Origin of the sequence: Streptomyces sp. Wb2n-11, from assembly GCF_001049855.1 — a bacterium.
Classification (GTDB): domain Bacteria; phylum Actinomycetota; class Actinomycetes; order Streptomycetales; family Streptomycetaceae; genus Streptomyces; species Streptomyces altiplanensis.
The window spans coordinates 5,915,611-5,941,634 of the sequence record NZ_CVPB01000001.1 but is presented as its reverse complement, the minus strand read 5'-3'; the positions used below and the strand labels follow the sequence as shown (position 1 = coordinate 5,941,634).

Annotated in this window: 27 protein-coding genes and 1 pseudogene; 11 read left to right on the top strand and 17 right to left on the bottom strand. The window is 72.4% G+C overall.

The genetic code is table 11. From position 1 onward, the window contains the following. Positions 1 to 58 precede the first annotated feature (58 nt). The 3 genes from BN1555_RS27100 to BN1555_RS27090 all read right to left on the bottom strand — a co-directional run bounded on the left by BN1555_RS27100 (position 59) and on the right by BN1555_RS27090 (position 2,825). Positions 59 to 730, bottom strand: coding sequence for a methionine ABC transporter permease (locus tag BN1555_RS27100; RefSeq protein WP_093801805.1), 672 nt, complete (start codon positions 728 to 730; stop codon positions 59 to 61). Then, positions 727 to 1,791, bottom strand: a complete 1,065-nt coding sequence (locus BN1555_RS27095) for a methionine ABC transporter ATP-binding protein (RefSeq protein WP_093801804.1) — start codon at positions 1,789 to 1,791, stop codon at positions 727 to 729. The genes BN1555_RS27100 and BN1555_RS27095 overlap by 4 nt, the downstream gene beginning before the upstream one ends. A gap of 386 nt (positions 1,792 to 2,177) precedes the next feature. Beyond that, on the bottom strand, positions 2,178 to 2,825 hold the full coding sequence (locus tag BN1555_RS27090; RefSeq protein WP_093801803.1) for an HAD family hydrolase: 648 nt from the start codon (positions 2,823 to 2,825) through the stop codon (positions 2,178 to 2,180). 88 nt (positions 2,826 to 2,913) lie between these two features. On the opposite strand from BN1555_RS27090, the gene BN1555_RS27085 reads away from it, so the two are divergent. Continuing rightward, positions 2,914 to 3,273, top strand: a complete 360-nt coding sequence (locus BN1555_RS27085; protein ID WP_093801802.1) for a hypothetical protein — start codon at positions 2,914 to 2,916, stop codon at positions 3,271 to 3,273. Between the two features lie 2 nt (positions 3,274 to 3,275). After that, entirely contained in the window at positions 3,276 to 3,704 is a 429-nt protein-coding gene (locus BN1555_RS27080; protein ID WP_093801801.1) for a hypothetical protein, read from the top strand. A gap of 92 nt (positions 3,705 to 3,796) precedes the next feature. On the opposite strand, the gene BN1555_RS27075 is transcribed toward BN1555_RS27080, so the two are convergent. From BN1555_RS27075 to BN1555_RS27065, 3 genes are all read right to left on the bottom strand, one after another. Then, positions 3,797 to 4,300, bottom strand: a complete 504-nt coding sequence (locus BN1555_RS27075) for a GNAT family N-acetyltransferase (RefSeq protein WP_093801800.1) — start codon at positions 4,298 to 4,300, stop codon at positions 3,797 to 3,799. Positions 4,301 to 4,337: 37 nt separating this feature from the next. After that, positions 4,338 to 4,892: a sigma-70 family RNA polymerase sigma factor gene (locus tag BN1555_RS27070; RefSeq protein WP_093801799.1), complete on the bottom strand. Its 555-nt coding sequence runs from the start codon at positions 4,890 to 4,892 to the stop codon at positions 4,338 to 4,340. A gap of 87 nt (positions 4,893 to 4,979) precedes the next feature. Further along, complete coding sequence (locus BN1555_RS27065) at positions 4,980 to 6,143, bottom strand: glycerophosphodiester phosphodiesterase (protein ID WP_093801798.1); 1,164 nt, start codon at positions 6,141 to 6,143, stop codon at positions 4,980 to 4,982. A 250-nt stretch (positions 6,144 to 6,393) separates the two neighbouring features. On the opposite strand from BN1555_RS27065, the gene BN1555_RS27060 reads away from it, so the two are divergent. Then, a complete protein-coding gene (locus BN1555_RS27060; protein ID WP_093801797.1) occupies positions 6,394 to 7,065 on the top strand; it encodes a lysophospholipid acyltransferase family protein in 672 nt (223 codons plus the stop codon). Positions 7,066 to 7,146: 81 nt separating this feature from the next. Here the strand turns inward: BN1555_RS27060 and BN1555_RS27055 are convergent, their stop codons facing one another. The 3 genes from BN1555_RS27055 to argH form a co-directional block, all read right to left on the bottom strand. Then, positions 7,147 to 8,697, bottom strand: a complete 1,551-nt coding sequence (locus BN1555_RS27055) for an MFS transporter (RefSeq protein WP_093801796.1) — start codon at positions 8,695 to 8,697, stop codon at positions 7,147 to 7,149. Then, positions 8,694 to 9,245 carry a TetR/AcrR family transcriptional regulator gene (locus BN1555_RS27050; RefSeq protein WP_093801795.1) on the bottom strand — a complete coding sequence of 184 codons (552 nt, stop codon included), beginning with the start codon at positions 9,243 to 9,245 and terminating at the stop codon, positions 8,694 to 8,696. The genes BN1555_RS27055 and BN1555_RS27050 overlap by 4 nt, the downstream gene beginning before the upstream one ends. A 172-nt stretch (positions 9,246 to 9,417) precedes the next feature. Next, positions 9,418 to 10,845 (bottom strand): argininosuccinate lyase, encoded by a 1,428-nt coding sequence (argH, locus tag BN1555_RS27045; RefSeq protein ID WP_093801794.1) that lies wholly within the window; start codon positions 10,843 to 10,845, stop codon positions 9,418 to 9,420. 678 nt (positions 10,846 to 11,523) lie between these two features. On the opposite strand from argH, the gene BN1555_RS27040 reads away from it, so the two are divergent. Next, the gene (locus BN1555_RS27040) at positions 11,524 to 12,882 is read left to right on the top strand and encodes an NAD(P)/FAD-dependent oxidoreductase (RefSeq protein WP_093801793.1); all 1,359 of its coding nucleotides are present in this window, start codon (positions 11,524 to 11,526) and stop codon (positions 12,880 to 12,882) included. A 59-nt stretch (positions 12,883 to 12,941) separates the two neighbouring features. Then, positions 12,942 to 13,523 (top strand): pyridoxamine 5'-phosphate oxidase family protein, encoded by a 582-nt coding sequence (locus BN1555_RS27035; protein WP_093801792.1) that lies wholly within the window; start codon positions 12,942 to 12,944, stop codon positions 13,521 to 13,523. 18 nt (positions 13,524 to 13,541) lie between these two features. On the opposite strand, the gene BN1555_RS27030 is transcribed toward BN1555_RS27035, so the two are convergent. Genes BN1555_RS27030 through argC form a run of 5 tightly spaced genes read right to left on the bottom strand, consistent with a single transcriptional unit; the run spans position 13,542 to position 18,367 of the window. After that, positions 13,542 to 14,084, bottom strand: coding sequence for an arginine repressor (locus tag BN1555_RS27030; protein WP_069929634.1), 543 nt, complete (start codon positions 14,082 to 14,084; stop codon positions 13,542 to 13,544). Positions 14,085 to 14,089: 5 nt separating this feature from the next. Further along, positions 14,090 to 15,247, bottom strand: coding sequence for an acetylornithine transaminase (locus BN1555_RS27025; protein WP_255306459.1), 1,158 nt, complete (start codon positions 15,245 to 15,247; stop codon positions 14,090 to 14,092). Positions 15,248 to 15,285: 38 nt separating this feature from the next. Next, on the bottom strand, positions 15,286 to 16,191 hold the full coding sequence (gene argB, locus BN1555_RS27020) for an acetylglutamate kinase (RefSeq protein ID WP_093801790.1): 906 nt from the start codon (positions 16,189 to 16,191) through the stop codon (positions 15,286 to 15,288). Next, positions 16,188 to 17,342 carry a bifunctional glutamate N-acetyltransferase/amino-acid acetyltransferase ArgJ gene (gene argJ, locus BN1555_RS27015; RefSeq protein WP_093801789.1) on the bottom strand — a complete coding sequence of 385 codons (1,155 nt, stop codon included), beginning with the start codon at positions 17,340 to 17,342 and terminating at the stop codon, positions 16,188 to 16,190. Before argJ ends, argB begins: the two co-directional genes overlap by 4 nt. Continuing rightward, a complete protein-coding gene (argC, locus tag BN1555_RS27010) occupies positions 17,339 to 18,367 on the bottom strand; it encodes an N-acetyl-gamma-glutamyl-phosphate reductase (RefSeq protein WP_093801788.1) in 1,029 nt (342 codons plus the stop codon). The genes argJ and argC overlap by 4 nt, the downstream gene beginning before the upstream one ends. A 122-nt stretch (positions 18,368 to 18,489) precedes the next feature. On the opposite strand from argC, the gene BN1555_RS27005 reads away from it, so the two are divergent. Beyond that, positions 18,490 to 18,990, top strand: coding sequence for a hypothetical protein (locus BN1555_RS27005; protein WP_093801787.1), 501 nt, complete (start codon positions 18,490 to 18,492; stop codon positions 18,988 to 18,990). Positions 18,991 to 19,171: 181 nt separating this feature from the next. On the opposite strand, the gene BN1555_RS27000 is transcribed toward BN1555_RS27005, so the two are convergent. Both BN1555_RS27000 and BN1555_RS26995 read right to left on the bottom strand, forming a co-directional pair. Further along, positions 19,172 to 19,432 (bottom strand): hypothetical protein, encoded by a 261-nt coding sequence (locus BN1555_RS27000; RefSeq protein WP_141662888.1) that lies wholly within the window; start codon positions 19,430 to 19,432, stop codon positions 19,172 to 19,174. A gap of 109 nt (positions 19,433 to 19,541) precedes the next feature. Next, entirely contained in the window at positions 19,542 to 20,033 is a 492-nt protein-coding gene (locus tag BN1555_RS26995; protein WP_093801785.1) for a MarR family winged helix-turn-helix transcriptional regulator, read from the bottom strand. A 57-nt stretch (positions 20,034 to 20,090) separates the two neighbouring features. Here BN1555_RS26995 and BN1555_RS26990 point away from each other — a divergent pair, with 57 nt between their 5' ends. The 4 genes and pseudogenes from BN1555_RS26990 to BN1555_RS26975 all read left to right on the top strand — a co-directional run bounded on the left by BN1555_RS26990 (position 20,091) and on the right by BN1555_RS26975 (position 23,511). After that, positions 20,091 to 20,939, top strand: a complete 849-nt coding sequence (locus BN1555_RS26990) for an alpha/beta fold hydrolase (protein ID WP_255306195.1) — start codon at positions 20,091 to 20,093, stop codon at positions 20,937 to 20,939. 294 nt (positions 20,940 to 21,233) lie between these two features. After that, a pseudogene (locus BN1555_RS40670) lies at positions 21,234 to 21,521 on the top strand (hypothetical protein); the annotation flags it as partial. Continuing rightward, on the top strand, positions 21,518 to 22,357 hold the full coding sequence (locus tag BN1555_RS26980) for a VOC family protein (RefSeq protein ID WP_093801782.1): 840 nt from the start codon (positions 21,518 to 21,520) through the stop codon (positions 22,355 to 22,357). The pseudogene BN1555_RS40670 and the gene BN1555_RS26980, both read left to right, overlap by 4 nt. Beyond that, positions 22,354 to 23,511: a methyltransferase gene (locus tag BN1555_RS26975; protein WP_176710146.1), complete on the top strand. Its 1,158-nt coding sequence runs from the start codon at positions 22,354 to 22,356 to the stop codon at positions 23,509 to 23,511. The genes BN1555_RS26980 and BN1555_RS26975 overlap by 4 nt, the downstream gene beginning before the upstream one ends. A gap of 36 nt (positions 23,512 to 23,547) precedes the next feature. Here the strand turns inward: BN1555_RS26975 and BN1555_RS26970 are convergent, their stop codons facing one another. Next, complete coding sequence (locus BN1555_RS26970; protein ID WP_093801781.1) at positions 23,548 to 24,990, bottom strand: aminotransferase-like domain-containing protein; 1,443 nt, start codon at positions 24,988 to 24,990, stop codon at positions 23,548 to 23,550. Between BN1555_RS26970 and BN1555_RS26965 the strand changes: the two genes are divergently transcribed. Then, on the top strand, positions 24,989 to 25,942 hold the full coding sequence (locus BN1555_RS26965; protein ID WP_093801780.1) for a DMT family transporter: 954 nt from the start codon (positions 24,989 to 24,991) through the stop codon (positions 25,940 to 25,942). The two genes, BN1555_RS26970 and BN1555_RS26965, sit on opposite strands and share 2 nt — an antisense overlap. The last annotated feature ends 82 nt before the right edge of the window (positions 25,943 to 26,024 follow it).

Genomic DNA, 26,024 nt, shown 5'->3' with positions numbered 1-26,024 from the left:
GCGGGTGGTCGCCCGGACAAGGAGTGCGGGCTTGCTGGGGAAGGAGGTTCGGGAAGTCCTAGGAGGCGGTACGTCCGCGCCGCGCCAGCAGCCGGATCGCGCCGTCGCCGATGAGCTGCACCACGGTCACGATCGCGATCAGGATGACCACGGTGACGAGCATGAACTCGGTCTCGAAGCGCTGGTACCCGTACGTGACGGCCTTGGAGCCGAGGCCCTCGCCGCCGACCGCGCCCGCCATCGCCGAGTAGCCGACGAGCACGATCACGGTCGTGGTGACGCCGGAGATCAGGGACGGCAGGGCCTGCGGCAGCAGGACCTTGAAGACGACGGTCGGTACGCCGCCGCCCATCGCCTGGACCGCCTCGACCAGGCCGTGGTCGACCTCGCGGATCGCGGTCTCGACGAGCCGGGCGAAGAACGGGATGGCGCCGATGGCGAGCGGCACGATCATCGCGCTGGGGCCGATGAAGGTGCCGACGACCAGTGTCGTGAAGGGGATCAGGGCGATCAGCAGGATGATGAACGGCAGCGAGCGGCCGATGTTCACGATCACGCCGACGACCTTGTTGACGGCCACGTTCTGGAGCAGTCCGCCCTTGTCCGTGAGGACGAGCAGGATGCCGAGCGGCAGGCCGCCGGCGACCGAGACGACGGTGGACCACAGCACCATGTAGAGGGTGTCGATGGTTCCCTGCGTCAGCAGCGGCTGCATCTCCGACCAGTTCACTTGGCACCTTCCTTCACCAGAGCGGGGGCGGCGGTCTGCGCCGGTACGTTCGCGGACTCCTCGTCGACGACTTCCACCTGGAGCCCCTGCTCGCGCAGGAAGCCGACGGGGACGACGTTCTCCTCGTACCGGCCGGGCAGCTCGATGCGCATCCGGCCGATCTGCTTGCCGCCGACGGTGTCCATCGCGGCGCCCAGGATCGAGATGTCGATGTTGTACGTACGGGAGAGCTGGGAGATCACCGGCTGCGTAGCGGCCTCGCCGTGGAAGGTGACGTCGACGACCGTGCGGCCGGGGCCCGACGCCTGGCCGCCCACCGGGAAGAGTTCGTGCGCCAGCTCGGAGCCGGGCGTCGCCAGGAGCTCGCCGACCGTGCCGGACTCGACGATCCGGCCCTTCCTCATCAGCGCGGCCGAGTCGCAGACCGTCTTGACGACGTCCATCTCGTGCGTGATGAGCAGGACGGTCAGGCCGAGCTGCTGGTTGAGGTCGCGCAGCAGCTGGAGGATCGAGCGGGTGGTCTCGGGGTCGAGTGCCGAGGTGGCCTCGTCGGAGAGCAGCACCTTCGGGTCGCCGGCCAGGGCGCGGGCGATGCCGACGCGCTGCTTCTGGCCGCCGGAGAGCTGGGCGGGGTAGGCCTTCGCCTTGTCGGCGAGACCGACCAGGTCGAGCAGTTCCAGCGCCTTGCGGGAGCGCTCCTGTCCGGACACGCCGAGGATTTCCAGCGGCAGCTCGATGTTGTCCTTCACGGTGCGCGAGGACAGCAGGTTGAAGTGCTGGAAGACCATGCCGATGCGGCTGCGCGCCTCGCGCAGTTCCTTGCCGGCGCGGCGGCCCCGGCCGGCGAGCGCGGTGAGGTCCTGGCCGTCGACGGTCACCGTGCCGGCGGTGGGGCGCTCCAGCAGGTTGACGCAGCGGATGAGGGAGGACTTGCCGGCGCCGCTCTGGCCGATGACTCCGTACACCTCGCCCTCGCGGACGTGCAGGTCGACGCCGTCCAGGGCGGTGACTTCGCGGCCACGCGATGGATAGACCTTGGTGAGGCCCGTAGTGGTGATCACAGGGTTTCCGTCACTGTCGAGTGCGCGGCGCAGTGTCCGCCGGGCACGGGGCATTCGTCTTGTGGACGTGGCACGGCTGGGTCGGTGGGTACCGGGAGGCAACGCGTGCGCGGGGCGGGCCCGGTCCTTCGAGTACGGACGCACTCGGGCGGACACGGGGCGGGCTGTCGGGTCTCGCTTCGGGGCGCGAGGCTCAGGCAGGGGCCCTCAGAAGGCGCACATTCGACACATACAACGAGCACCGGGCGTCATCGTCGCCTCGGTCGCAAGGGTGCGGCTGCTCGTCGTGGTCATGCGATGAGTAAACCAGACGCACGTACGCACCGATCAGCGCTGTCCGTATAGCGGACACCTCTGTCTCGCGGTGGTTCGTGGCCGGAGTGCGCTCAGTCCCCCGCGACGATCTCCACGCCGCCGTCCGTGGCCTGCACGGACACCGCCGAGAGATTCTCCACGACGATGTCCGCGACCAGCTGCGAGCGGTCGTGTGTTGTGGCCAACGCCACGGTCCTCATCCCCGCCGCGCGGCCGGCCCGCAGCCCGGCCGGAGCGTCTTCGAAGACCACGCAGCGCGCCGGGTCGACCCCGAGCCTGCGAGCCGCCAGCAGGAAGGGCTCGGGGTCGGGCTTGCCGCGCGTGATGTCGTCGGCGGCGATCAGCGTCTCGGGGTGGATGCCGACCTCGGCGAGGCGTGCCCCGGCGAGCCTGCGGGAGGCGGAGGTGACCACGGCCCAGCGCGCGGCGGGCAGTGAGGCGAGCAGTTCCGCGCTGCCGGGAAGGATCACGACGCCTCCGGCCACGTCCTCGACCTCGAGCTGTTCGATACGGGCCACCGCGCCCGGCACCGCGTCGGCGGGCAGCAGATCCGCGGCGATCTCCGCCGCGGGGCGGCCGTGCAGCTCCACGGCCGCGAACTCCTCCGCCGATATGCCGTACTCCTGCGTCCAGCGGGTCCAGCAGCGGATCACCGACTCCATGGAGGAGAGCAGCGTTCCGTCGTTGTCGAACAGCAGGGCCTCGGCGTCGATCTTCATGGTGCCCGACCCTACGCCCGGCCGTGTGCCCACCCGTACGCCCGCCCCTGCGCCCACCCGCCGCCCGGGCCGTAATACGCTCGTCGTCATGCTCGACGCCCTGACGGTCACGGTCTCCGTGGCCGCGCTCGCACTTGCCGCGTGGTGCGGTTACGCCGCTTACCGCGATCAGCCCACCAAGGACTGGCACTTCATCGGCATGGCCGTGGTGTCCCTGCTCGCGCTCGTCCAGCTGGTGGTCGGCATCGTGCAGCTGGCACGCGGCGAGAAGCCGGACCAGGGCGCGGTGATCTTCGTTTCGTATCTGGTCGGGGCGCTCGCGGCGGTGCCCGCGGCCGGCTTCCTCTCCCTGGCCGAGCGGACCCGCTGGGGCTCGGTGACGGTCGCGGCCGGCGCGGTCGTACTGGCCGTGCTCGAGGTCCGGCTCCACGACATCTGGGGAGGGTGACGATGAGCGAGCCCGTCGCCGAGGAGGAGCGGAGCCACGCCCGCACCCGGCTGGTGAAGGGGCCCGGACTGCTGCTGGTGTGGCTGTACGGCGTCATGTCGGTCGGCGCCGTTTCCCGTTCGGCCTACCAGATCGCCACGGAGTACGACCGGGCGCCGCTCGCCTACACGCTGTCCGCCGTGGCTGCCGTGGTCTACGCGTTCATCACGTACACGCTCGTGCGGGGCGGGGAGACGGCGCGCAGGGCGGCGCTGGTGTGCTGCGCGGCGGAACTCGCGGGTGTGCTGGTGGTGGGGACGTGGACGGTGATCGAACCGTCCGCGTTCCCGGACGCCACCGTCTGGTCGGCGTTCGGCAGGGGGTACCTGTTCATCCCGGTGCTGCTGCCGGCCACGGGCTTGCTGTGGCTGCGGAAGGCGCGGCGCGGGTAGCGGACGCCCCGTGGGGCTCCGGCCCCGGGCGCCGGTCCCCGGTCGAAGAATCCGGCCCGACCGGCGACCGGGGACACGCCCGGTGGGCGCCCCTACGCGCTCGCGACGTACGCCTCGGCCGCCGTCTCCTTCTGGAGGGTGACCAGGGAGAAGCCCGGGGCGATCTGCTCGGTGGCGACCGGGGCGTAACCGTGGCTGCGGTACAGCCGCAGGTTGCCCTCGCTGCGGTGACCGGTGAAGAGCTGGAAGCGCTTGGCCGCGGGCTCCCCGGCGAAGTACTGCTCGATGGCGTCGAGCAGCCGGCCGCCGAGCCCGTGCCGCCGCATCCGGGGGTGCACGATGAGCTTGGCGATCCGGGCGGTCCCCGCCTCGTCGACGGCTGCGCGCACCGACGCGACCACCTCGTCGCCGAGCCGGGCCACCAGGGTGTGGCTGCGGTCGAGTTCGGCCCGCAGGTCGTCGAGCGTCTGGGTGAGCGGCTCGATGGTGTAGTCGCCGTAGAGCTCGGCCTCGCTCTGGTAGCACAGGTACTGCAACTTGAGGATCTGCTCGGCATCCTGCGCCGTTGCCGCTGAGATGGTCACGCTCATGCCCATGTGTGCATGCCTCCCGCTCGCCTGATACGCCGGTTGCTTATCGCTCCCTTCCCCTTTGCCCAGGAGCCGCAACCTCCGCCGCGAGCATTCTGCGCAGGCATCCCAGGCAACGGGAACGCATCGGCCCCAAACTGCCTTGTGACATTCCCAACTCCCCTGCGATTTCCTGGTAGGTGGGATCGGCCGGCGACAGCATCGCGTCCAGCAGCCGCGGACACCTGCCGGGCAGTCTGCCGACGGCCTCGCGCAGCACGCGGCGCCGCTCCGCGGTCAGCGCCGCGCGTTCCGGGCAGGCGGTGTCCGTGGTCGCGGCGGGCGGGGCGGGGTGCGGCAGTTCGCGCCGCGTCGCGCGGCGGGCCAGGCGTGCCTCGTCCCGTACGGCGCGCAGCAGCCACTCCGCCGGGTCGGGCGGCGGGCCCGCTCCGTCCAGGAGTTCGAGGAGCCGTAGCCACACGGCCTGTTCGAGGTCGCCGGGATCGACTCCCCCGCCGGCCGCCTCCGCGCCGGCCTCGGCGGCCAGCAGGGGGCGCAGCGTGCTGAAGAGGTGGGACGACGCGGCCCTGGACGGGGCGGCGGGCGTGGTGGGGGTCATGCCGGACGGGACGTGCCGCCGGCGGCCGGCGGTTGCCGCACGGCGGGACCGTCACCCGTCCGTGGGCATCCGCCGCCCCACCGCGTGTCAGCGGCGCGTGAAGTCGGCGGCCGCCAGCAGTGCCGTGTCCGGGTTGTCGGAGAAAATCCCGTCGATGCCCTGCTCGAAGTACACCTTGAGGGCCCCGAAGGCGTCTCCGTACGCCGCCGGGTCGCTACCGCGCCTGAAGTCCGCGGGCAGGAAGGTGTTCTCGTTGCGCATCGTGTACGGGTGGAGGATCAGGCCCTGCGCGTGCGCGTCCCGTACCAGCGTCGTCGGCTTGCCCAGCCTGCCCGCCGCGTCCCTGGGAATGATCAGGTTCAGGGTCGGGCCGATCCCCTGGGCGAAGCCGGCGATCCACTCCAGGCCCTCGGGTTCGATCAGGTCGGCGACGGTGCGCGGGTCGTTCGCCCGGACGAAGTCCCAGGGCCTGCTGGACGCGGCGTCCAGCAGGACGACGCGCGGAGCGGCGACGAGTTCCGCCATGCGCCGCATGCTGCTGGGCTCGAAGGACTGGAGGAAGTTCGGCGCGTCCTTCTTGTGGCGGCCGTACTTGCGCAGCAGCCTGGCGAGCGGCTCTTCGAGGCCGAGGCCGAGACCGCGGAAGTAGGTGGGGTGCTTGGTCTCGATGTGGAGCCAGATCCGCCGGCCGCGGGCCCGCCCTTCCCGTTCGGCCCAGCGCAGCACCTCTTCGAGGGTGGGGATAGTCCAGCGGCCGTCGTACAGCGTGTTCTGCCGCCGGGTGCCGGGGATCCGCTCCTTGGCGCGCAGCGTCCTGAGCTCGGCGAGCGTGAAGTCCTCGGTGAACCAGCCGGTCAGGGAGACACCGTCGACGGACTTGGTCGCCTTGCGGTCGGCGAACTCGGGGTGTGCCGCGACGTCCGTGGTCCCCGTGATGTCGTTCTCGTGGCGGCAGACGAGGTGCCCGTCCTTGGTGGGGACGAGGTCCTGCTCGATGACGTGCGCGCCCATGTCCAGGGCCAGCTGGTACGAGCCGATGGTGTGCTCGGGGCGGTAACCGCTGGCTCCGCGGTGCGCGACGACGGTCGGTACGGGCAGGTCGCGGTAGCCACCGCGGCCCTTGCCGCTGTCGGCTCCCGCCGTACCCGGCAGCCCGAGGGTGACGCCGCCCGCACCGAGTACGGCCGCGCCGAGCCCGGCCATGCCGAGAACCGTGCGCCGCCCGGGGTCCGTCTGTCCGTCCTGTGCCATGAACGCTCCTCCTGTGATGTCCCGTACCCGCCGAAAGCGAAGGCCCGATCGTAGGCGCCTGCGTCTTACGCGGACGAGGCTCCGGACGGAACGCAGTGGAAACACACGTCAACACCGCGTATCGAAGTGATGAACCCGATGTGCGGTCGGGCGGGGCCCGCGAGTATCGTCCTCACCTGCACAGATTTCGTCCAGAAAAGAATCAGGCCAGGCCAGGCAGGCCCGCCCGGCCACGACACCGGAGGAACCGTTGTCCCGTCTCGCGCTCATCAAGGCAGTGCTCGGACCGATCCTGCGCCTGATGTTCCGCCCGCAGGTGGAGGGCGCCCGGAACATCCCCGGGACCGGACCGGTCATCCTGGCGGGCAACCACCTCACGTTCATCGACTCGATGATCATGCCGATCTGCTGCGACCGGCAGGTCTACTACATCGGCAAGGACGAGTACGTCACGGGCAAGGGGCTCAAGGGCCGGCTGATGGCCTGGTTCTTCACCAGCTGCGGCATGATCCCGGTGGACCGGGACGGCGGCCGCGGCGGCGTCGCGGCGCTGATGACGGGCCGCCGGGTCCTCGAGGAGGGCAAGATCTTCTCGATCTACCCCGAGGGCACCCGCTCCCCCGACGGCCGTCTCTACCGCGGCCGTACGGGCATCGCCCGGCTCACGCTGATGACCGGCGCTCCGGTCGTGCCGTTCGCGATGATCGGCACGGACAAGCTCCAGCCGGGCGGCGCGGGCCTGCCGCGCCCCGGCAAGGTGACGGTGCGCTTCGGCGAGCCGATGGAGTTCTCGCGCTACGAGGGCATGGACCGCGACCGCTATGTGCTGCGCGCGGTCACGGACTCGGTGATGGCCGAGGTCATGCGGCTGTCCGGCCAGGAGTACGTGGACATGTACGCGACGAAGGCCAAGGCGGCCTGAGGCGCCACGCGCGTACGGCGAGTACGACGAAGGGGCCGTACCACCGACGGGTGGTACGGCCCCTTCGTCGTACGCCGTCCCTCAGTCCAGGTCCTCGACGATGCCTTTCGCCAGCTTCTGGCCCCGCAGCATGAACCACGCCGCGGCCGCTGTCGCGAACAGCACCGCGGAGCCCACCCACGCCGCCGCCTGGAAGCCGTCGGTGAACGCGTCCTGCGCGGCGGAGATCAGGGCGGCGGCCTGTTCGGGGGGCAGGGCCTCCGCCGACTCCACGGCTCCGCCGAGCGAGTCGTGCGCCGCGTCCGCCACATCGGCGGGGGTGCCGGCCGCCACCGTGAAGTCGCGGTAGATGCCGGTCACGATCGAGCCGAGCAGGGCGATGCCGAGCGCCGCGCCCAGTTCGTACGCCGTCTCGGAGACGGCCGAGGCGGCTCCGGCCTGCTCCTTGGGGACGCTGGACAGGATGACGTCCGCCGTCACGGTGAAGGCCAGGCCCGCCCCGATGCCGCCGATGATCATGGCCACGACCAGCATGGTCACGCCGGTGTCCGCCGTGACCACGATGCAGGTCGCGAGCCCCAGCCCGAGCGCCACCAGGCCGCCGGTGACCGCGATGCGGACCGAGAACCTGCGCGCCACGTACCCGGCGACCAGACCGGCCGCCACCGCGCCGGCCGCGGCGGGCAGTTCGATGAGCCCCGACTCCAGGGGCGTGCGCTCCTGTACGAGTTGCAGGAACTGCGAGAGGAAGAAGACCAGGCCCGACAGGCCCAGGATGGTCAGCAGGTCGGCGAGGACCGCGCCGGAGAAACCGCGGTGGTGGAACAGGTGCATGTCCAGCAGCGGCGCGGGAAGGGTGAGCTGGCGCCGTACGAACCAGAAGAGCGCGGCCGCACCGACCACCGCCGTGAGCCCGATGTCCCAGCGGAAGCCGTGCGCCGCCGCCTCCTTGACGGCGTATACGACGCAGACCATGCCGACGAGCGAGAGCCCGACACTGGGCAGGTCCCACGGGCCGGGCGCCGGGTCCTTGGACTCGGGCAGCAGTCTGACGCCGACGAGGACCAGGACCAGCATCACGGGCACGTTGATGAGGAAGACCGAGCCCCACCAGAAGTTCTCCAGGAGGAAGCCGCCGACGACCGGGCCGACGGCCGCGCCGGCCGAGGCCGCCGCACCCCAGACGCCGATGGCGAAGCTGCGTTCCTCGGCGTCGTGGAAGATGTTGCGGATCAGCGCGAGCGTGGACGGCATCAGCGTCGCACCGGCCACGCCGAGCAGCGCGCGGGCGAGGATCATCATTTCCGGGCTGGTGGCGTACGCGTTGAGCACGGAGACCGCGCCGAACGCGACCGCGCCGGTCAGCAGCAGTTTCTTGCGGCCGATCCGGTCGCCGAGGCTGCCCATCGAGACGAGCAGGCCGGCGATGACGAACGAGTAGACGTCGCCGATCCACAGCAACTGGGTGCCGGAGGGCTGGAGGTCCTCGCTGAGGAAGGGTGTCGCGAGGCCGAGCACGGTCGCGTCGACGGCGACCAGCAGCACGGCGAGGACGAGGACGCCGAGCGCCAGCCAGCGGCCGGGATGGTGGACGGCGCTCCGCGCCACCTGGTGCCGGCCGCTACTCGTCATTGCTCTACGTTCCGACGTGCTCCGCCGAGCAGCAACTCGACGATCATGTACTGGAAGTCCTTCGCCGCCACCCGGCCGTCCTGGACGGCCCACGCGCCGGTGCCGATGAGCCCGTACAGTGCCTCGGTCAGCCAGGCCGGGGTGAGGTCGATCCGGAACTCGCCCTGCTGCTGTCCGCGCCGGAAATGCGCGGAGACCCGCGCGTCCAGACGGCCCCATCCCTCGTTGACGTGGGCGCCCTCGAAGAGCTGGTTCTCGGTGACGAGGAAGGCGAGCAGGCCGGCGGCGGGCTCGATCTCCGCGATGAGGCGGCGCAGCCCTTCCTCGGCGGACCCCTCGTCGAGCCGGGCGGCGTCGAGCGCCGCCTCGAACTCGCGGATGCCGAGCACTTCGAGCGCCTTGACCAGGGCGTCCCGCCCGGCGAAGTGGCGGTGCAGGGTGGCCCGGCCGATGCCGGCCGCCCGGGCGACCTCGTCCATGGTCGCGGTCGCCTTGCGGGAGAGGAGGGCGGCCGCGGTGCGGAGCACCTGCTCGCGATCGACAGTCATGGGACGACCATAACCCCGAATGAGACATCAGTGTCTCGCAAGGTCATGACGCGCACGCCCCGCGCGAGCGGTGCCCAGCGGTTCGTGGGCGTGCTCGCGCAGGGCGTACGGGGTGACTGACGTCCGGGTGCCCCGACGGTGTCCGGTGGCGTCCGGTGGCGTCCGGAACGGCTCAGCTCTTGGCGGTGGCCCAGGCGTGCTGGGCGGCCAGGTCGGCCTTCACCTCGGCGAGCTGGACCGCGACCGCGGAGGGGGCGGTGCCGCCGCGGCCGTCGCGCGAGGCGAGGGCGCCCGCGACGTTCAGGACCGTACGCACCTCGGGAGTCAGGTGCGGGGAGATCTTGGCGAACTGCTCGTCGGTGAGCTCGTCGAGCTCGATGCCGTGCTGCTCGCACTCCTTGACGCACCCGCCGGCGACCTCGTGCGCGACCCGGAACGGCACGCCCTGCCTGACCAGCCACTCGGCGATGTCGGTGGCGAGCGAGAAGCCGGCCGGGGCCAGTTCCTCCATGCGCTCGCGGTTGACGGTGAGCGTGGCCATCATGCCGGTGAAGGCGGGCAGCAGGACTTCGAGGGTGTCACAGGAGTCGAAGACCGGCTCCTTGTCCTCCTGGAGGTCGCGGTTGTACGCGAGCGGCAGGGCCTTCAGGGTCGCCATGAGGCCGGTGAGGTTGCCGATGAGGCGGCCGGACTTGCCGCGCGCGAGCTCGGCGATGTCCGGGTTCTTCTTCTGCGGCATGATCGACGAGCCGGTGGAGAAGGCGTCGTGGAGGGTGACGAAGGAGAACTCCTTCGTGTTCCAGATGATGATCTCTTCCGCGATCCGGGAGAGGTTGACGCCGATCATCGCGGTGACGAAGGCGAACTCGGCGACGAAGTCGCGCGACGCCGTGCCGTCGATGGAGTTGGCCGAGGAGCCGTGCTCGAAGCCGAGATCGGCGGCGACCGCCTCCGGGTCCAGGCCGAGGGACGAACCCGCCAGGGCCCCCGATCCGTACGGCGACACGGCCGTCCGCTCGTCCCACTGGCGCAGCCGCTCGGCGTCCCGGGACAGGGACTGCACGTGAGCCAGGACGTGGTGGGCGAAGAGGACGGGCTGGGCGTGCTGGAGGTGCGTACGGCCCGGCATGGCGACGTCCGGGTGCGCCTCGGCGAGGCCGACGAGCGCGTCCTGGAGGTCGGCGATCAGGCCGCCGATGATGCGGGCGTGGTCGCGCAGGTACATCCGGAAGAGCGTGGCGACCTGGTCGTTGCGGGACCGGCCGGCGCGCAGCTTGCCGCCGAGGTCGGCGCCGAGCCGCTCCAGGAGCCCGCGCTCCAGGGCGGTGTGCACGTCCTCGTCGGCGATGGTGCCGGTGAAGGAGCCGTCCGCGACGTCGGCCTCCAGCCGGCCGAGACCGGCCAGCATGCGGTCCAGCTCGTCCTCGGTGAGCAGCCCCGCCTTGTGGAGCACGCGCGCGTGGGCACGCGAACCGGCGATGTCGTACGGTGCCAGCCGCCAGTCGAAGTGGACGGACGCGGACAGCTTGGCGAGGGCCTCGGCGGGCCCGTCGGCGAAGCGGCCGCCCCAGAGCCTGACGTCACCGTTGTTGCTGCTCACAGCTACTGCTCCTCAAGGGTGGGGATGTGCGGCCTCCCCGCCGCGGCGGGGAGGGGAGGCGACTGTCGAACGAGTTCTGGTGGTGCCGGGTCACGTCAGGTCGTGCCTGCGGATCACGCCGTGCGGTGATCTTCGACGACAGGCCGAAGACCTCGACGAAGCCCTGCGCCCCGGACGGGCCGAACGCGTCGCCCGCGTCATACGCCGCCAGGCGGAAGCCGTACGGCGACTCGCCGGGCTTGCGGCCGGTGACGACGCGCGGCCACCGCGCAGGGCCATCCGGACGTCGCCGGTGACGTGCCGGCCGGGCTCGTCATGGCGACGGAGGCGCCCCGGCCGCCTGAGCGGGCGAGAACGACGCGCTCGGTCACGGGCTTCTCCTTGCGGCGCATGCGGCGATAGGCATAAGTATGCACTCCACCGTATGTTTCGTCAACGCCGCCCCGGGCACCGGACCCGACGGGCGGACCCGGCCGCCCACCGGTCCCGGCCCTTCGCACCGCGGGCCTGAGCGCTGTACTCGACGAGTGGGGCCGGCGCCGGTGGTCCGTGTCCCGGCCCTCGGCACGCGCCGGGCCCCGCCCCCCGAATGCACCTCGCCGACGGGCGGCCGCCGCTTCGAACGCCGAAGGTGGAGAAGGAACAGCCGTCGGCAGCCGTAAGGAGCAGTGGACACCTATGACGCGACCGAAGATCCTCGTGGTCGGCGCGGGTTTCGCCGGGGTCGAGTGCCTGCAGCGGCTGGAACGGAAACTGTCTCCCGGCGAGGCCGAACTGGTACTGGTGTCACCGTCGGACTACCAGCTCTACCTTCCGCTGCTGCCGCATGTGGCGGCCGGGGTCCTCACCCCGCAGTCCGTGGCGGTGTCGCTGCGCCGCCGGCTGCGCCGCACCCGCATCTGCCCCGGCGGCGCCATCGGCATCGACGGCAAGGCCAAGGTGTGCGTGATCAGGAAAGTCACGGGCGAGGTGATCGCCGAGCCGTACGACCAGCTCGTCCTCGTCGCCGGATCCACCACCCGGACCTTCGACATCCCGGGCCTGAAAGAGCACGCGCGCGGCATGAAGTCCCTGGCCGAGGCGGCGTGGCTGCGCGACCACGTCATCGCCCAGCTCGACATCGCCGCCGCCACCTCCGACGAGGCCGACCGCGCGGCGCGGCTGCAGTTCGTGGTGGTCGGCGGGGGCTACGCCGGCACCGAGACCGCCGCCTGCCTGCAGCGCCTCACCTCCGCCGCCGTCAGGCGCTACCCGCGCCTGGACCGCGCGCAGATCAAGTGGCACCTGGTGGACGTGGCCCCGCGGCTGCTGCCGGAGCTCGGCGAGAAGCTGGGCGAGAAGGCCATGGCCATGCTGCGCTACCGGGGCATCGAGTTCTCCCTCGGCACCTCGGTCGCCTCCGTGGACGCGACCTGCGTCAAGCTCACCGACGGCCGTACGCTGCCGTCGCACACCCTGATCTGGACCGCCGGGGTCGCCGCGAGCCCCCTGGTGGCCACGCTGGGAGCGGAGACCGTACGCGGCCGCCTCGCCGCCACGCCCCAGCTGACCGTCCCCGGCTTCGACGGCCTGTTCGCGGCGGGCGACGCGGCGGCGGTCCCCGACCTCGCGAAGGGCGGTGACGCGGTGTGCCCGCCGACCGCCCAGCACGCCCAGCGCCAGGGCAAGGCCCTGGCGTCGAACATCGTCGCCCGGCTGCGCGGCATGCCGCTGAAGCCGTACATCCACAGGGACCTCGGCCTGGTCGTGGACCTCGGCGGCAGGGACGCGGTCTCCAAGCCCCTGGGCATGGAGCTGCACGGTCTCCCCGCCCAGGCGGTGGCCCGCGGCTACCACCTGCTGGCCCTGCCCACCATGACCGCCAGGACCCGGGTCGTGACCAACTGGACGCTCAACGCCGTCGCGGGCGACGACTTCGTCCGTACGGACTTCCAGTCCCGGCGGGCGGGCACCCTCCAGGACTTCGAGAACACCTCGGTGTACCTCACCCCGGAGCAGGTCCGCGAACACAGCAGGCCGCTGGCGGCCAGGTCCTAGACCGTTCCACCAGGTGAAATCCCGCCCCCGGCGGGCAGCCGGAGCGCACAATTCGTGGCATGGGAAAACTTTACGACCGCATAGACGGCAGGATCCGCACCTTCATCGAGGACCAGCCGGTCTTCTTCACCGCCACGGCCCCGCTGGCCGCCGACGGACACGTCAACCTGTCCCCCAAGGGGAGGGCCGGGACGCTCGTCGTGCTGGACGAGACGACCCTGGCGTACCTGGACTTCGGCGGCAGCACCGCGGAAACCGTCGCGCACATACGGGAGAACGGGCGTGTCACCCTGATGTGGTGCGCCTTCACCGGGCCGCCCAAGGTGCTGCGGGTGCACGGGCAGGGCGAGGCCGTGTTCCGGGACGACCCGCGGTGGGCCGGCCTCATCAAGCGGTTCGAGGACGTCGACGGGCCGAGCGCCCGCGCCATCGTCGTGGTCCACGCGCGGCGCATCAGCGACAGCTGCGGTTTCGCCGTCCCCTTCATGGAGTACCGGGAGGAACGGACGCAGCACGCCGAGCACTTCGCCCGCAAGACGGACGAGGAGTTCGCGGCGTACTGCGAGAAGAAGGACTACATCGGCGTGAGCCTGGACGGCCTGCCCGCGCTGCCGCTGCCGCTGCCCGCGCGGGCGGACTGAGCCGGGGGCCCGGCCCCGCTAACGGTCGTTCTGGGCCAGCCGCAGCAGGTGGTCGGCCAGCGCCTGGCCGCCGGCCGGGTCGCGGCTGATCAGGAGCAGCGTGTCGTCGCCCGCGATGGTGCCGAGGATCGCGTTCAGCTCGGCCTGGTCGATGGCCGAGGCCAGGAACTGGGCGGCGCCCGGCGGCGTGCGCAGGACGACGAGGTTGGCCGATGCCTCGGCGGAGATCAGCAGTTCGCCGGAGAGGCGCCGCATGCGCTCCTCCTTGGCGGACTCGCCGAGCGGCGCGTGCGGGGTGCGGAAGCCGCCCTCGCTCGGCACGGCGTAGATCAGCTCGCCGCCGGTGTTGCGGATCTTCACCGCGCCCAGCTCGTCCAGGTCCCGGGAGAGCGTCGCCTGGGTGACGCTCAGCCCGTCGTCGGCGAGGAGTTTCGCCAGCTGGCTCTGCGACCGCACCGGCTGCCGGTTCAGGATGTCCACGATCCGGCGGTGCCTGGCGGTGCGGGTCTGCGGTACGGCCTGGCCGCCGTGCTCGTTGTCCTGCGCCTGCGCCTCGGTCATCGGTGTCATTCTCCGGATCGTCGGTCCCCGTGTGCGGTGTCGAGAACGCCGGGCAGCGCCTGGAGGAACGTTTCCACCTCGTCGTCTCCGATGAGATACGCCGGCATGAGCCGTACGACATCGGGGGCGGGCGCGTTCACCAGGAGACCGGCGTCCTGAGCCGCCTGCTGCACCTGGGGAGCGAGCGACTCGGTGAGCACGATACCCAGGAGCAGGCCGGCGCCACGGACGTGGGAGACGAGCGGGTGCCCGAGTGAGTCGATTCCGTCGCGCAGCTTCTCCCCCATCCGCTTGACGTGGTCGAGGAGTCCGTCGGCCGCGATGGTGTCCAGTACGGCCAGTCCGGCGGCGCACGCGACGGGGTTCCCGCCGAAGGTCGTGCCGTGCTGGCCGGGCCTGAGGAGGTCCGCCGCCTCGCCGAAGGCGAGCGTCGCGCCGATCGGGAGCCCGCCGCCGAGCCCCTTGGCGAGGGTGACGATGTCGGGATCGACGCCGTCGTGGCCCTGGTACTCGAACCAGCGGCCCGTGCGCCCGATGCCCGTCTGGACCTCGTCGAGGACGAGCAGGGTGCCGGTGGCGCGGGTGATCTCGCGGGCGGCCCGCAGGTAGTCCTCGGGCGGGACGACGACGCCGAGCTCGCCCTGGATCGGCTCGATGACCAGCAGCGCGGTGTCGGTGGTGACGGCGGCGCGCAGCGCCTCGGCGTCTCCGAACGGTACGTGCGTCACGTCGCCGGGGAGCGGCAGGAAGGGCTCGCGCTTGCCGGGCTGGCCGGTGAGCGCGAGGGCACCCATGGTGCGGCCGTGGAAGCCGCCCTCGGTGGCGACCATGTGTGTACGGCCGGTGAGGCGCCCGATCTTGAAGGCGGCCTCGTTGGCCTCGGCGCCGGAGTTGGAGAAGAACACCCGGCCGGGGCGGCCGGAGATCTGGATCAGCCGCTCGGCGAGGGCCACGGGCGGCTCGGCGACGAACAGGTTCGAGACATGGCCGAGGGAGGCGATCTGACGGGAGACGGCTTCGACGATCGCGGGGTGGGCGTGGCCCAGCGCGTTCACCGCGATGCCTCCGACGAAGTCGGCGTACTCCTTGCCGTCGGCGTCCCACACCTTCGTGCCCTCGCCGCGCACGAGCGACAGCCTGGGCGTGCCGTAGTTGTCCGTCATGACGCCCCGCCAGCGCTGTGCCAGCTCCTGGTTCGCGGTCACCTGACTCCCCCTTCGTGCTCGTCGGGCACGACCATCGTGCCGATGCCCTCGTCGGTGAAGATCTCCAGCAGGATGGAGTGCTGCACGCGGCCGTCGATCACGCGGGCGGTGTTGACCCCGTTGCGTACGGCGTGCAGGCACCCTTCCATCTTGGGGACCATGCCGCTGGAGAGCTCCGGGAGCAGCTTCTCCAGCTCCTTGGCGGTGAGCCGGCTGATCACTTCGTCGCTGTTCGGCCAGTCCTCGTAGAGCCCCTCGACGTCGGTGAGGACCATCAGCGTCTCGGCGCCCAGCGCGGCGGCGAGCGCGGCCGCGGCGGTGTCGGCGTTGACGTTGAACACGTGGTGGTCGTCGGCGCTGCGGGCGATGGACGAGACGACCGGGATACGGCCGTCGTCGAGCAGGGCCTGGATGGCGCCGGTGTCGATGGCGGTGATCTCGCCGACCCGCCCGATGTCGACGGACTCGCCGTCGATCTGCGGGAAGTGCTGGGTGGCGGTGATGGTGTGGGCGTCCTCGCCGGTCATGCCGACGGCGAGCGGGCCGTGCTGGTTGAGCAGCCCGACGAGCTCGCGCTGCACCTGGCCGGCCAGGACCATGCGTACGACGTCCATGGCCTCGGGCGTGGTGACCCGCAGCCCGGCCTTGAACTCGCTCACCAGGCCGTGCCGGTCGAGCTGCGCGCTGATCTGCGGGCCGCCGCCGTGCACGACGACCGGCTTGAGGCCGGCGTGCCGCAGGAAGACGACGTCCTGGGCGAAGGCGGCCTTCAGGTCCTCGTCGATCATGGCGTTGCCGCCGAACTTGATGACGACGGTCCGGCCGTGGTGGCGGGTGAGCCAGGGCAGCGCCTCGACGAGGATCTGGGCCTTGGGCAGGGCGGTGTGCTTGCGGGCGCTCATGAGCTGTACGCGCTGTTCTCGTGGACGTAGTCGGCGGTGAGGTCGTTGGTCCAGACGACCGCCGACTCGGTGCCCGCCGCCAGGTCCGCGGTGATCTTCACCTCGCGGTAGCGCATGTCGACGAGGTCGCGGTCGTCGCCGACCGAGCCGTTCCTGCAGACCCAGATGTCGTTGATGGCGACGTTGAGCAGGTCGGGGTCGAAGGCGGCGCGCGTGGTGCCGATGGCGGACAGGACACGGCCCCAGTTGGGGTCCTCGCCGTGGATGGCGCACTTGAGGAGGTTGTTGCGGGCGATCGAGCGGCCCACCTCTACGGCGTCGGCCTCGGTCGCGGCGCCCACGACCTCGATCCGGATGTCCTTGCTGGCCCCCTCCGCGTCGCCGATGAGCTGGCGGGCGAGGTTGTCGCAGACGGCGCGTACGGCGGTGGCGAACGCGTCGTACTCCGGCGTCACCCCGGACGCGCCGGAGGCCAGCAGCAGCACCGTGTCGTTCGTCGACATGCAGCCGTCGGAGTCGACGCGGTCGAAGGTCTGGCGGGTGGCGTCGCGCAGCGCCCGGTCGAGGACGTCCGCTTCGAGGTCGGCGTCGGTGGTGAGCACGACCAGCATGGTGGCGAGGCCGGGTGCGAGCATGCCCGCGCCCTTGGCCATGCCGCCGACGGTCCAGCCCTCGCCGCCCGCGACGGCCGTCTTGTGGACGGTGTCGGTGGTCTTGATGGCGATGGCGGCCTTCTCACCGCCGTGTGCGGAGAGCTCGGTGGCGGCCTTCTCGACGCCGGGCAGGAGCTTGTCCATGGGGAGGGTGATGCCGATGAGGCCCGTGGAGGCGATGGCGATCTCACCGGCGCTGTGGCCCGCCAGTACCTGTGCGGCCTTCTCGGCGGTGGCGTGGGCGTCCTGGAAGCCCTTCGGGCCCGTACAGGCGTTGGCACCGCCGGAGTTGAGGACGACGGCGGAGACCCGGCCGCCCTTGAGAACCTGCTCGGACCACAGGACCGGCGCGGCCTTCACGCGGTTGGAGGTGAAGACGCCCGCGGCGGCGAGGCGGGGCCCGTTGTTGACCACGAGGGCCAGGTCGGGGTTGCCGCTGTCCTTGATCCCCACGGCGATGCCCGCCGCGGTGAATCCCTTTGCTGCCGTGACGCTCACGGTGCCACTCCTGTCGTGGAAAGACCGGTGTCCTCGGGGAGCCCGAGGGCGATGTTCATGCTCTGCACCGCGCCGCCGGCGGTGCCCTTGGCGAGGTTGTCGATGGCGCTGATCGCGATGACGCGGTCGGCGGCGCCGTCGTACGCGACCTGGATCTGGACGGCGTTGGAGCCGTACACGGAGGCGGTCGCGGGCCACTGCCCCTCGGGGAGGAGGTGCACGAACGGCTCGTCGGCGTACGCCTTCTCGTACGCCGCCCGTACGCTCTCGGCGGTCGCCCCGGGCTTCGCCTTCGCGCTGCACGTGGCGAGGATGCCGCGGGACATGGGCGCGAGCGTCGGCGTGAAGGAGACGGTGACCCGCTCCCCCGCGGCGGCGCTGAGGTTCTGGATCATCTCGGGGGTGTGGCGGTGGCCGCCGCCGACGCCGTACGGCGTCATGGAGCCCATCACCTCGCTGCCGAGCAGGTGCGGCTTGAGCGCCCTGCCCGCGCCGGAGGTGCCGGTGGCGGCGACGATCACGGCGTCGGACTCGGCGAGCTGCGCGGCGTACGCCGGGAAGAGCGCGAGCGAGACGGCGGTCGGGTAGCAGCCGGGGACGGCGACGCGCTTGGAGCCGGCGAGCGCGGCGCGGGCACCGGGGAGTTCGGGGAGACCGTACGGCCAGGTCCCGGCGTGCGGCGAACCGTAGAACGCCTCCCAGTCGGCGGCGTCCCGGAGCCGGAAGTCGGCGCCCATGTCGACCACGAGCACGTCGTCACCGAGCTGTTCGGCGACGGCGGCGGACTGGCCGTGCGGGAGCGCCAGGAAGACGACGTCGTGTCCGGCGAGCACTTCCGGGGTGGTGGGCTCCAGCACGCGGCCGGCCAGCGGCAGCAGGTGCGGCTGGAGCGAGCCGAGCCGCTGCCCCGCGTTGGAATGGCCGGTCAGGGCGCCGATCTCCACCCCGGGGTGGGCGAGGAGCAGACGGAGCAGTTCCCCGCCCGCGTATCCACTCGCCCCTGCCACTGCTGCACGTACCGCCATCGAGCCCTCCTAGTCGATGGCATGACTATACGCACTTACGCAGTTTTATGCAAAGACTTTCCGTCTCGCCCCGCGAGCCCCGCACCAGGAACCGGCACCCCGCGTCCGACGTCGTACCGATCATGATTGCGAACGCGGAAGAGCTGACCGACGACTGGGAGTCGATCCGGCAGGGGTACTTCCTGGGAGAGCACGACGAGACCCTGCTGGAGTGCGTGGAGCAGCTCCGCCGGGCCCGGGCCGCGGCGCCCCGGGACCCTGACGAGACGGCGTTCTTCACGCTGGGTCTGGTGCTGATGTACGGCCATGCGGCGGGCGAGGCGGAGCCCGGGGTGGCGGACGAGGCCGAGGCGGCGCTGCTGGACGCCGCCTCGGATCCGGCCGTCGTGAACCACGCGTGCGCCCACGCGGCCCATCCGTGCGACGACGACCCCGACGGGCAGCTGGAGTCCTTCGAGATGGTTCTGTCGCTGCTGGCCGGGGACTCGGAGTACACGTGGGGAGACCTCGGCCGGAAGGACCAGCAGCACGAGGCGGGGTCCCGCTGGCGCTGCCCGCACAACGTGGCGGGCTTCGCCCGGTGGGCCGCGGCGGCGATCCGCCGGGATGACCGCAGGGCCTGAGCCGATCCCTCCTTCGGTCCGCCCCGCCGACGACGGCGCCGCCGGACCGGCGCCCCGTCCCGGCGCGTCATGGCGCCCGTCGGCATGCGGCCGGCCGAAGGGGGCGACAGGCCGAGGTACACCGGTCCGACCGGGACCGGCCCGCCGGCGCGGAGCCGGCGGGCCGCGCCAGGCGCCGGCCTCACGCGCACCGCCGTTCCGTCAGGGACCCCCACGCGGCGCGCTCGCGCTTCCCCTCCGGCCGCCGGTGGCCATCGAGGACCTCGTCGGCGTTGCCGCCGGAGGCGGTGGCGGCGTTCTCCGCGGGCCGCCACCTGCGCCACTCGGCCCCGGGCGGCGCCGTCCACCCCGGCCTCAGCGGGCAGAACACCGCGATCGCCGCACCTGTCCGCCGGCGCGGCGCCCGGGCCGAACCGAAGAGCGGGCTTCGCCCCCGGCTCACCTGCCCGCCGGTGGACCAGCTGTCCGGCCGGGGCCGCCCGGCCCGGTCGTACGGCCTTCGGACGGGTGCCCGGAGCGATGCCGGAGCGGTGCCGGAGCGGTGCCGTGGCTCACTCCACGTCCACGTCGTCGAGCAGCGCGTGCATCGCGCCCAGCACACGGAGGCACGCGTCGATGTCCGCCGTGGTCAGATCACCGTTCACGCGACGCAGCAGCGCGTGCTCGCGGGCCCGCACCGCGCCGATCGCGGCCCGGCCCTGATCGGTGAGCCGGATGAGCGGCGACCGGCGGTGCACGGGGTTGGCGGCGCTCTCCACCAGACCGTGCCGCGCCGCGTCGTTCACCATGCGCTGCACGAACTGCCGGCTGAGCGCTTGCGCCCGCCCCATCTGCGGCACCGTCATCGGCCCCCGGGTGCGCAGGAGATCGAGTACCGCGCGCACCCCGACCGACAGGCCCTCGATCGGCGCCGCCTGCTCCACCTTGCGGTGGACCCGCCGGTAAAGCGGGCCGACCAGGTCGAATACCTCGGTGAGGCGTTCGGCCAGCTCGTCCGGAGAGGACGGGGCGGGGGCGGGGGCTGCGGTGTGTTCGTCCGTCATGCCACCAGGATGACACCTTGGTTGCCAACTCTCGACGGAGATGACACCTTGGTTGTCATGAATGCCGAACCCGCTTCCACCCCGACCCGTTTACTCCAGACCGCCGACGGCCGTCTCGCCTACCGTGAGGCGGGGTCCGGGCCGTCCCTGGTGTTCCTGCACGGCGGCTTCCTCGACCACCGCATGTGGGAGGAACAGATCCGGGCCTTCGCTCCGCACTACCGGGTCATCGCGTTCGACGCCCGTGGACACGGCGGCTCGGACAACGCGGCCGGCCCCTTCCGGCACGCCGACGACGTCGCCGCGCTGCTGCGGGGACTGGAGGCGGCCCCGGCCGTGCTCGTCGGCGTGTCGATGGGCGGGGCCACCGCGGTCGACTGCGCGCTGGAACATCCGGAACTGGTCCGCGCGGTCGTCGTCAGCGGCGTTGGCACCAGCGAGCCCGCCTTCGGGGATTCCTGGACCCTGGACGTGTTTGCCGCCCAGGAACAGGCGCTTGCCACGGGTGACGCGACCGGCTGGGTCGACGCGTTCATGCGCTTCACCTTCGGCCCGCACCGCGGTCCGGGCGCCGTCGATCCCGATGTGGTGCGCCGGGTACGGGAGATGGCGCTCGGCACTCTCGGCAAGCACACGCCCGATGAGCCCGACCACCGGGTGCCGGTCACGGCCACCTGGGAGCGCGCGGTCGGCATCGCCGTCCCCGCATGCGCGATCAACGGCGCCGTGGACGCCCCGGACAACCTCGCCATGGCCGACCGCCTGATGAGGCTTGTCCCCGACGGCCGCACCGTCACCCTCCCGGACACCGCGCACTACCCGAACATGGAGAACCCGGCCCGCTTCGACGCCGAACTGGCCTCGTTCCTGGAGGCCGTCAGCGGGAACGGCGCGTCGACTGCCTGAAGCAGCGGTGCGGCATCGCCCCCGGCACGACAGGACCGCCGGCCCCGACAGGGGATCCGGTGCCCGAGCCGCTCGATGCCGTCCGGTGCATCCGGGCCGGACCACCGGGCCTGTGCGCCGGGCCTGTGCGCCGGGCCTGTGCGCCGGGCTTGTTCTCCAGTGGACGGATCCTTGCGGTGAGGCACACCTGCGGCCGTCCGCTCCTCCAGTCCTCCGGGGTGCGGTGCTCGCAACCGGTCACGGCGCACGGACGGACACCGGCGACCGGAGGGCCGCCCGGGCGGCGGCGCCGTGGACAGCGGCTCCGGCCGGGGCCTCGTCGGCGTGCGCGAGCGCGTCGGGCTCCTGCGCGGCCGCTTCACCGCCGGGCCCCGCGCCGGGGGCGGCTTCCGGGGCCGGTCCGCCTCCCCGTGCCCACCGGGCCCGGCGCCCGCGACCGGGTCCGGGTCATCGCGTACGAGACAGGCCTGGCGCCGCCCCGGGGAGAAGCGGGGAGAACCGGGGGAAGCAGGACATGATCTGTCCTGGATCGGCTCCAGCCTCGACGTACCAGCCCCGAAACGGCACAGGAGCAGCGGATGAACCCCGTCGACGGCAACCAGCCGGGTTCCACCCCCACCTGGATCGACCTCGACGTTCCCGACCTCGAACGCGCGAAGGAGTTCTACGGCGCGCTGTTCGGCCGGACCTTCGACACCACCGCCGCCACCGCGGAGTCCGACGGCTCCACCACGTGTCTGCTGCGCGGCCTGGCGGTCGCCGCGTTCCGGCCCGCCTCCGCGCCCGGTTCCGCCCCCGGCTTCTGGCGCATGTACTCCGCCACGCGGGACTGCGACGCCACCGCCCAGCGCGTCGTCGACGCGGGCGGCGCCCTGACGCAGGGTCCGCTGGACGTCGGAGACCGGGGGCGCGCGGCTCTCGCTTCGGACTCCGTCGGCGCCCGGTTCGGGCTCTGGCAGGGCCGCACGCACCCCGGCTGCCGGATCGTGAACGAACCGGGCTCCCTGGTCCGCAACGACCTGAGTACGCCCGGGCCGGGCCCCGCGCGGGACTTCTGCACGGCGCTCCTCGGCTTCACCCTGGACGGCAACCCGGATCTCCCCGGCTTCGACTTCACCTTCCTGCGCCGGCCCGACGGCCATGGGACCGGCGGGATCTTCGGCGACCCGACCGCCACCGCCTCCGTCTGGCAGACCACCTTCGAGGTCGCGGGCACCGACGCGGTGGCGGAGCGCGCCGTCGCGGCCGGAGGCGCGGCCGGCGCCCCCGAGGACTTTCCGTACGGCCGGATGGCGGAGATCACCGACCCCTTCGGCACCGTCTTCCACGTGATCGCCAGGCCCCCGGCCCAGCGGGGTGGGACGGAGCGGGACGGAAGGGGGAGGAGCGGGGACTCCGTTAGCCTGAGGGCACAATGAACCATTTGACGACGTCACTGGGCGAGTACGACCTCGTCCGCTTCCCCGAGGACCCCCGCGACAGGCTCCGCGCCTGGGACGCGGCCGACGAGTACCTGCTGCGGCATCTCGAGGGAACCGGCGACGCTCCTCCCGCGGACCTGTCCGGCACCGTCGTCGTGGTGGGCGACCGCTGGGGCGCCCTGGCCACGGCCCTCTCCGGCTGCCGTCCCGTACAGATCACCGACTCGTTCCTCACCCAGCAGGCGACGCGGGTGAACCTGGAGCGCAACGGGGCCGACGCGTCGGGGGTACGGCTCCTGTCCACCCAGGAGCCCCCGCCGGAGCGCATCGACGTACTGCTGATCCGCGTGCCCAAGAGCCTCGCGCTCCTGGAGGACCAGCTGCACCGGCTCGCTCCGCACGTCCACGCGGGCACCGTCGTCGTCGGCACGGGAATGGTCAAGGAGATCCACACCTCGACGCTCAGACTCTTCGAGCGGATCCTCGGTACGACGCGGACGTCGCTGGCGGTGAAGAAGGCGCGCCTCATCTTCTGCACGCCGGACCCCGGCCTCGCCCGGGGCGACGACCCGTGGCCGTACAGCTATGCGCTGCCCTCCGACGTCGGGGTGGTGTCCGGTCTCACCGTCACCAACCACGCGGGCATCTTCTGCGCCGAGCGCCTCGACATCGGCACGAGGTTCTTCCTGCGCCACCTCCCCGGGCGCCGCGGCCCCGAGCGCGTCGTGGACCTGGGCTGCGGCAACGGTGTGGTGGGTACGGCGGCCGCGCTGGCCAACCCGGAGGCCGAGGTGCTGTTCGTCGACGAGTCGTTCCAGGCGGTGGCGTCGGCACAGGCCACGTTCCGGGCGAACGCCGGGGCGGACGGCAAGGCGGAGTTCCTGGTGGGCGACGGCCTGTCGGGCGTACCGGAGGGGACGGTGGACCTGGTACTGAACAATCCGCCGTTCCACAGCCACCAGGCGACGACGGACGCGACGGCCCGGCGCATGTTCGCCGGTGCGCGCGACGCGCTGCGCCCCGGCGGCGAACTGTGGGTCATCGGCAACCGGCACCTCGGCTACCACGTGGTGCTGCGCCGGATCTTCGGCAACAGCGAACTGGTCGCGAGCGACCCGAAGTTCGTGGTCCTGCGGGCGGTGAAGCGGTAGCACCGGGTGCGGCGGCGCCGCAGGCCCCCGCCGGGCCTACGCGCCGCCCGGCAGCCCCTGGCACGCGCTCCGCAGCCGCCGTACGCCCTCGGTGATCTCGGCCGGCCCCGCCACCCCCGCGAAGCTCAGCCGGATGTGCCCCGCGGTCGGCTCCGCGCTGAAGTACGGGCGGCCGGGCGCGATGGCGACGCCCGCCCGGAGCGCCACCGAGACCACCGCGTTCTCGTCCGCGCCGTCGGGCAGGCGCAGCCACAGGTGGTAGCCGCCCGCCGGGACGTGCGACAGGGCGAATGCGGGAAGGCCGAGCCGCAGGGCGGCGGCCATGGTGTCGCGGCGCCCCCTCAACTCCGACGCCACGGTGCGCAGATGGCGCGGCCAGGCCGGGGAGCCGACGAGTTCCACGGCGGCCTCCTGGAGGGGCCGGGGCACGAAGAAACTCTCGACGACCTGGATGGCGCGCAGCCTCTCCAGCACCGGGCCGCGCGCCGCCAGCGCGCACACCCGGAAGCTGGGCGAGGTCGCCTTGGTGAGCGAGCCGACGTGCACGACGACGCCGTCGTGGTCGTCGGTGGCGAGCGGCCGGGGCAGCGGCCCCGCGTCGTCGTGCACGAGGCGCCGTACGAAGTCGTCCTCGACGACGAAGGCCCCGGCCTCGCGGGCTGTCCGCAGCACCTCGGGCCGGCGCTCGGCCGAGAGCACCGCGCCGGTCGGGTTCTGGAAGAGCGGCTGGCAGACGAAGACGCGGGCGCCGGTGGCCTTGAAGGCCGCGGCGAGGAGTTCGGGGCGCACCCCGTCCGAGTCGACCGGTACCGGTACCGGTCGCAGTCCCGCCGCGCGGGCGATCGCCAGCATGCCGGGGTACGTCGGCGACTCGACCAGTACCGGCGCGCCGGGCGGGGCGAGGGCGCGCAGGGCCGTCGTCAGCGCGCTCTGGCCGCCGGCGGCGATCAGGACTTCGGCGGCCGTGATGGCGCCGCCGATCCCCCGGGCGAACCATTCGCGCAGTTCGGGGATGCCGTCGGTCGGGGGGCGGCCCCAGGCACCGGGGCGCCGCCCGGCCCGCGCGAGGGCGGCCGCCATGGCCCGCTCGGGACGGAGGGAGGCGTGGAGGTAGCCGCTGTTGAACTCGATGACGCCGGGCGACGGGGCGGCGAGGGTGACCAGGACCCCGGAGGCGTCGACCGAGCGCGGCACGAGTTCGGTGGCTCCGTCGGCGCTGAGCGCGACCTCCTGCCAGGAGGTGTCGCCCGGCGCCGCCGTGTCCGTACGGGGCTGCGTCCGGAAGGCGCCCGCGCCGGGCCGGGTGACGACGAGGCCCTCGGCGGCGAGCTGGGCAAGAGCCCGCGAGACCGTCACCGGACTCACCCGGTAGCGCTCCACCAGCACCCGACTCGACGGGAGCTTTCCACCAGGCGAGTAGTGGTTGAGTTCCCGCTTAAGGGATTCTGCCAGTTCGGCGGCGCTGCTACGCTCATGCATGACAGCACAGAATAGCGCTACTCGCGATAGGTCAGTAGCAGTCAGCAGCGGTTCGAACGGGGCGCAGGGGGCCGGACCGACGGCCGGCGCCGGCACCGCCCGCAGCGGAACGCTCCTCGCCGCGCTCGGTGTCGTCGCCTTCTCGCTCACGTTCCCGGCCACCGCCTGGGGTCTCGAAGGCTTCGGCCCCTGGTCGCTCGTCGCCGTACGCAGCGTCCTCGCGGCGCTCGTCGCGGGCGGCGCGCTGCTCGCCCTGCGGATACCCGTACCGGCCCGCGCCCACTGGTCGGGGCTCGCCGTGGTCGGCGGCGGCGTGGTCCTCGGCTTCCCGATGCTCACCACCCTCGCCCTCCAGACCTCCACCACCTCGCACGCCGCCGTGGTGGTCGGTCTCCTGCCGCTGACCACCGCCGCCCTCTCGGCGCTGCGCACCGGGGCCCGCCCCTCCCGGGCGTTCTGGCTCGCGGCCCTCGCCGGCGCCGCCGTGGTGATCGCCTTCACGGTGCAGCAGAGCGGCGGCGCCCTGTCCACCGGCGACCTGTACCTCTTCGGCGCGCTGCTGGTCTGCGCCGCGGGCTACACCGAGGGCGGCAGGCTCGCGCGCGTGATGCCCGGCTGGCAGGTCATCGGCTGGGCCCTGGTCCTCTGCCTCCCGCTCGCCGTGCCGGCGGCCGCCGTGGCGCTCGCCTTCGAACCGGTGCACCTCACGGCGCACAGCGTCGCGGGGCTCCTCTGGGTCGCGGTCGGCTCGCAGTTCCTGGGCCTGGTCGTCTGGTACCGCGGCATGGCCGAGATCGGCGTGTCCAAGGCCAGTCAGCTCCAGCTCGCCCAGCCCCTGCTGACCCTGGTCTGGTCGGTCGCCCTGCTCGGCGAGCACCTCTCCCCCGCGGCCCCGCTCGCGGCCGTCGGCGTACTGGTCTGCATCGCGGTCACCCAGCGCGCGCGGACCTGAACGCGAGCGCGAGAACGGGTCGACCACCGCCCCCGGCCGTAGACTGGCCGTACACGACACCAGCCTCAAGGAGGTCACTCCC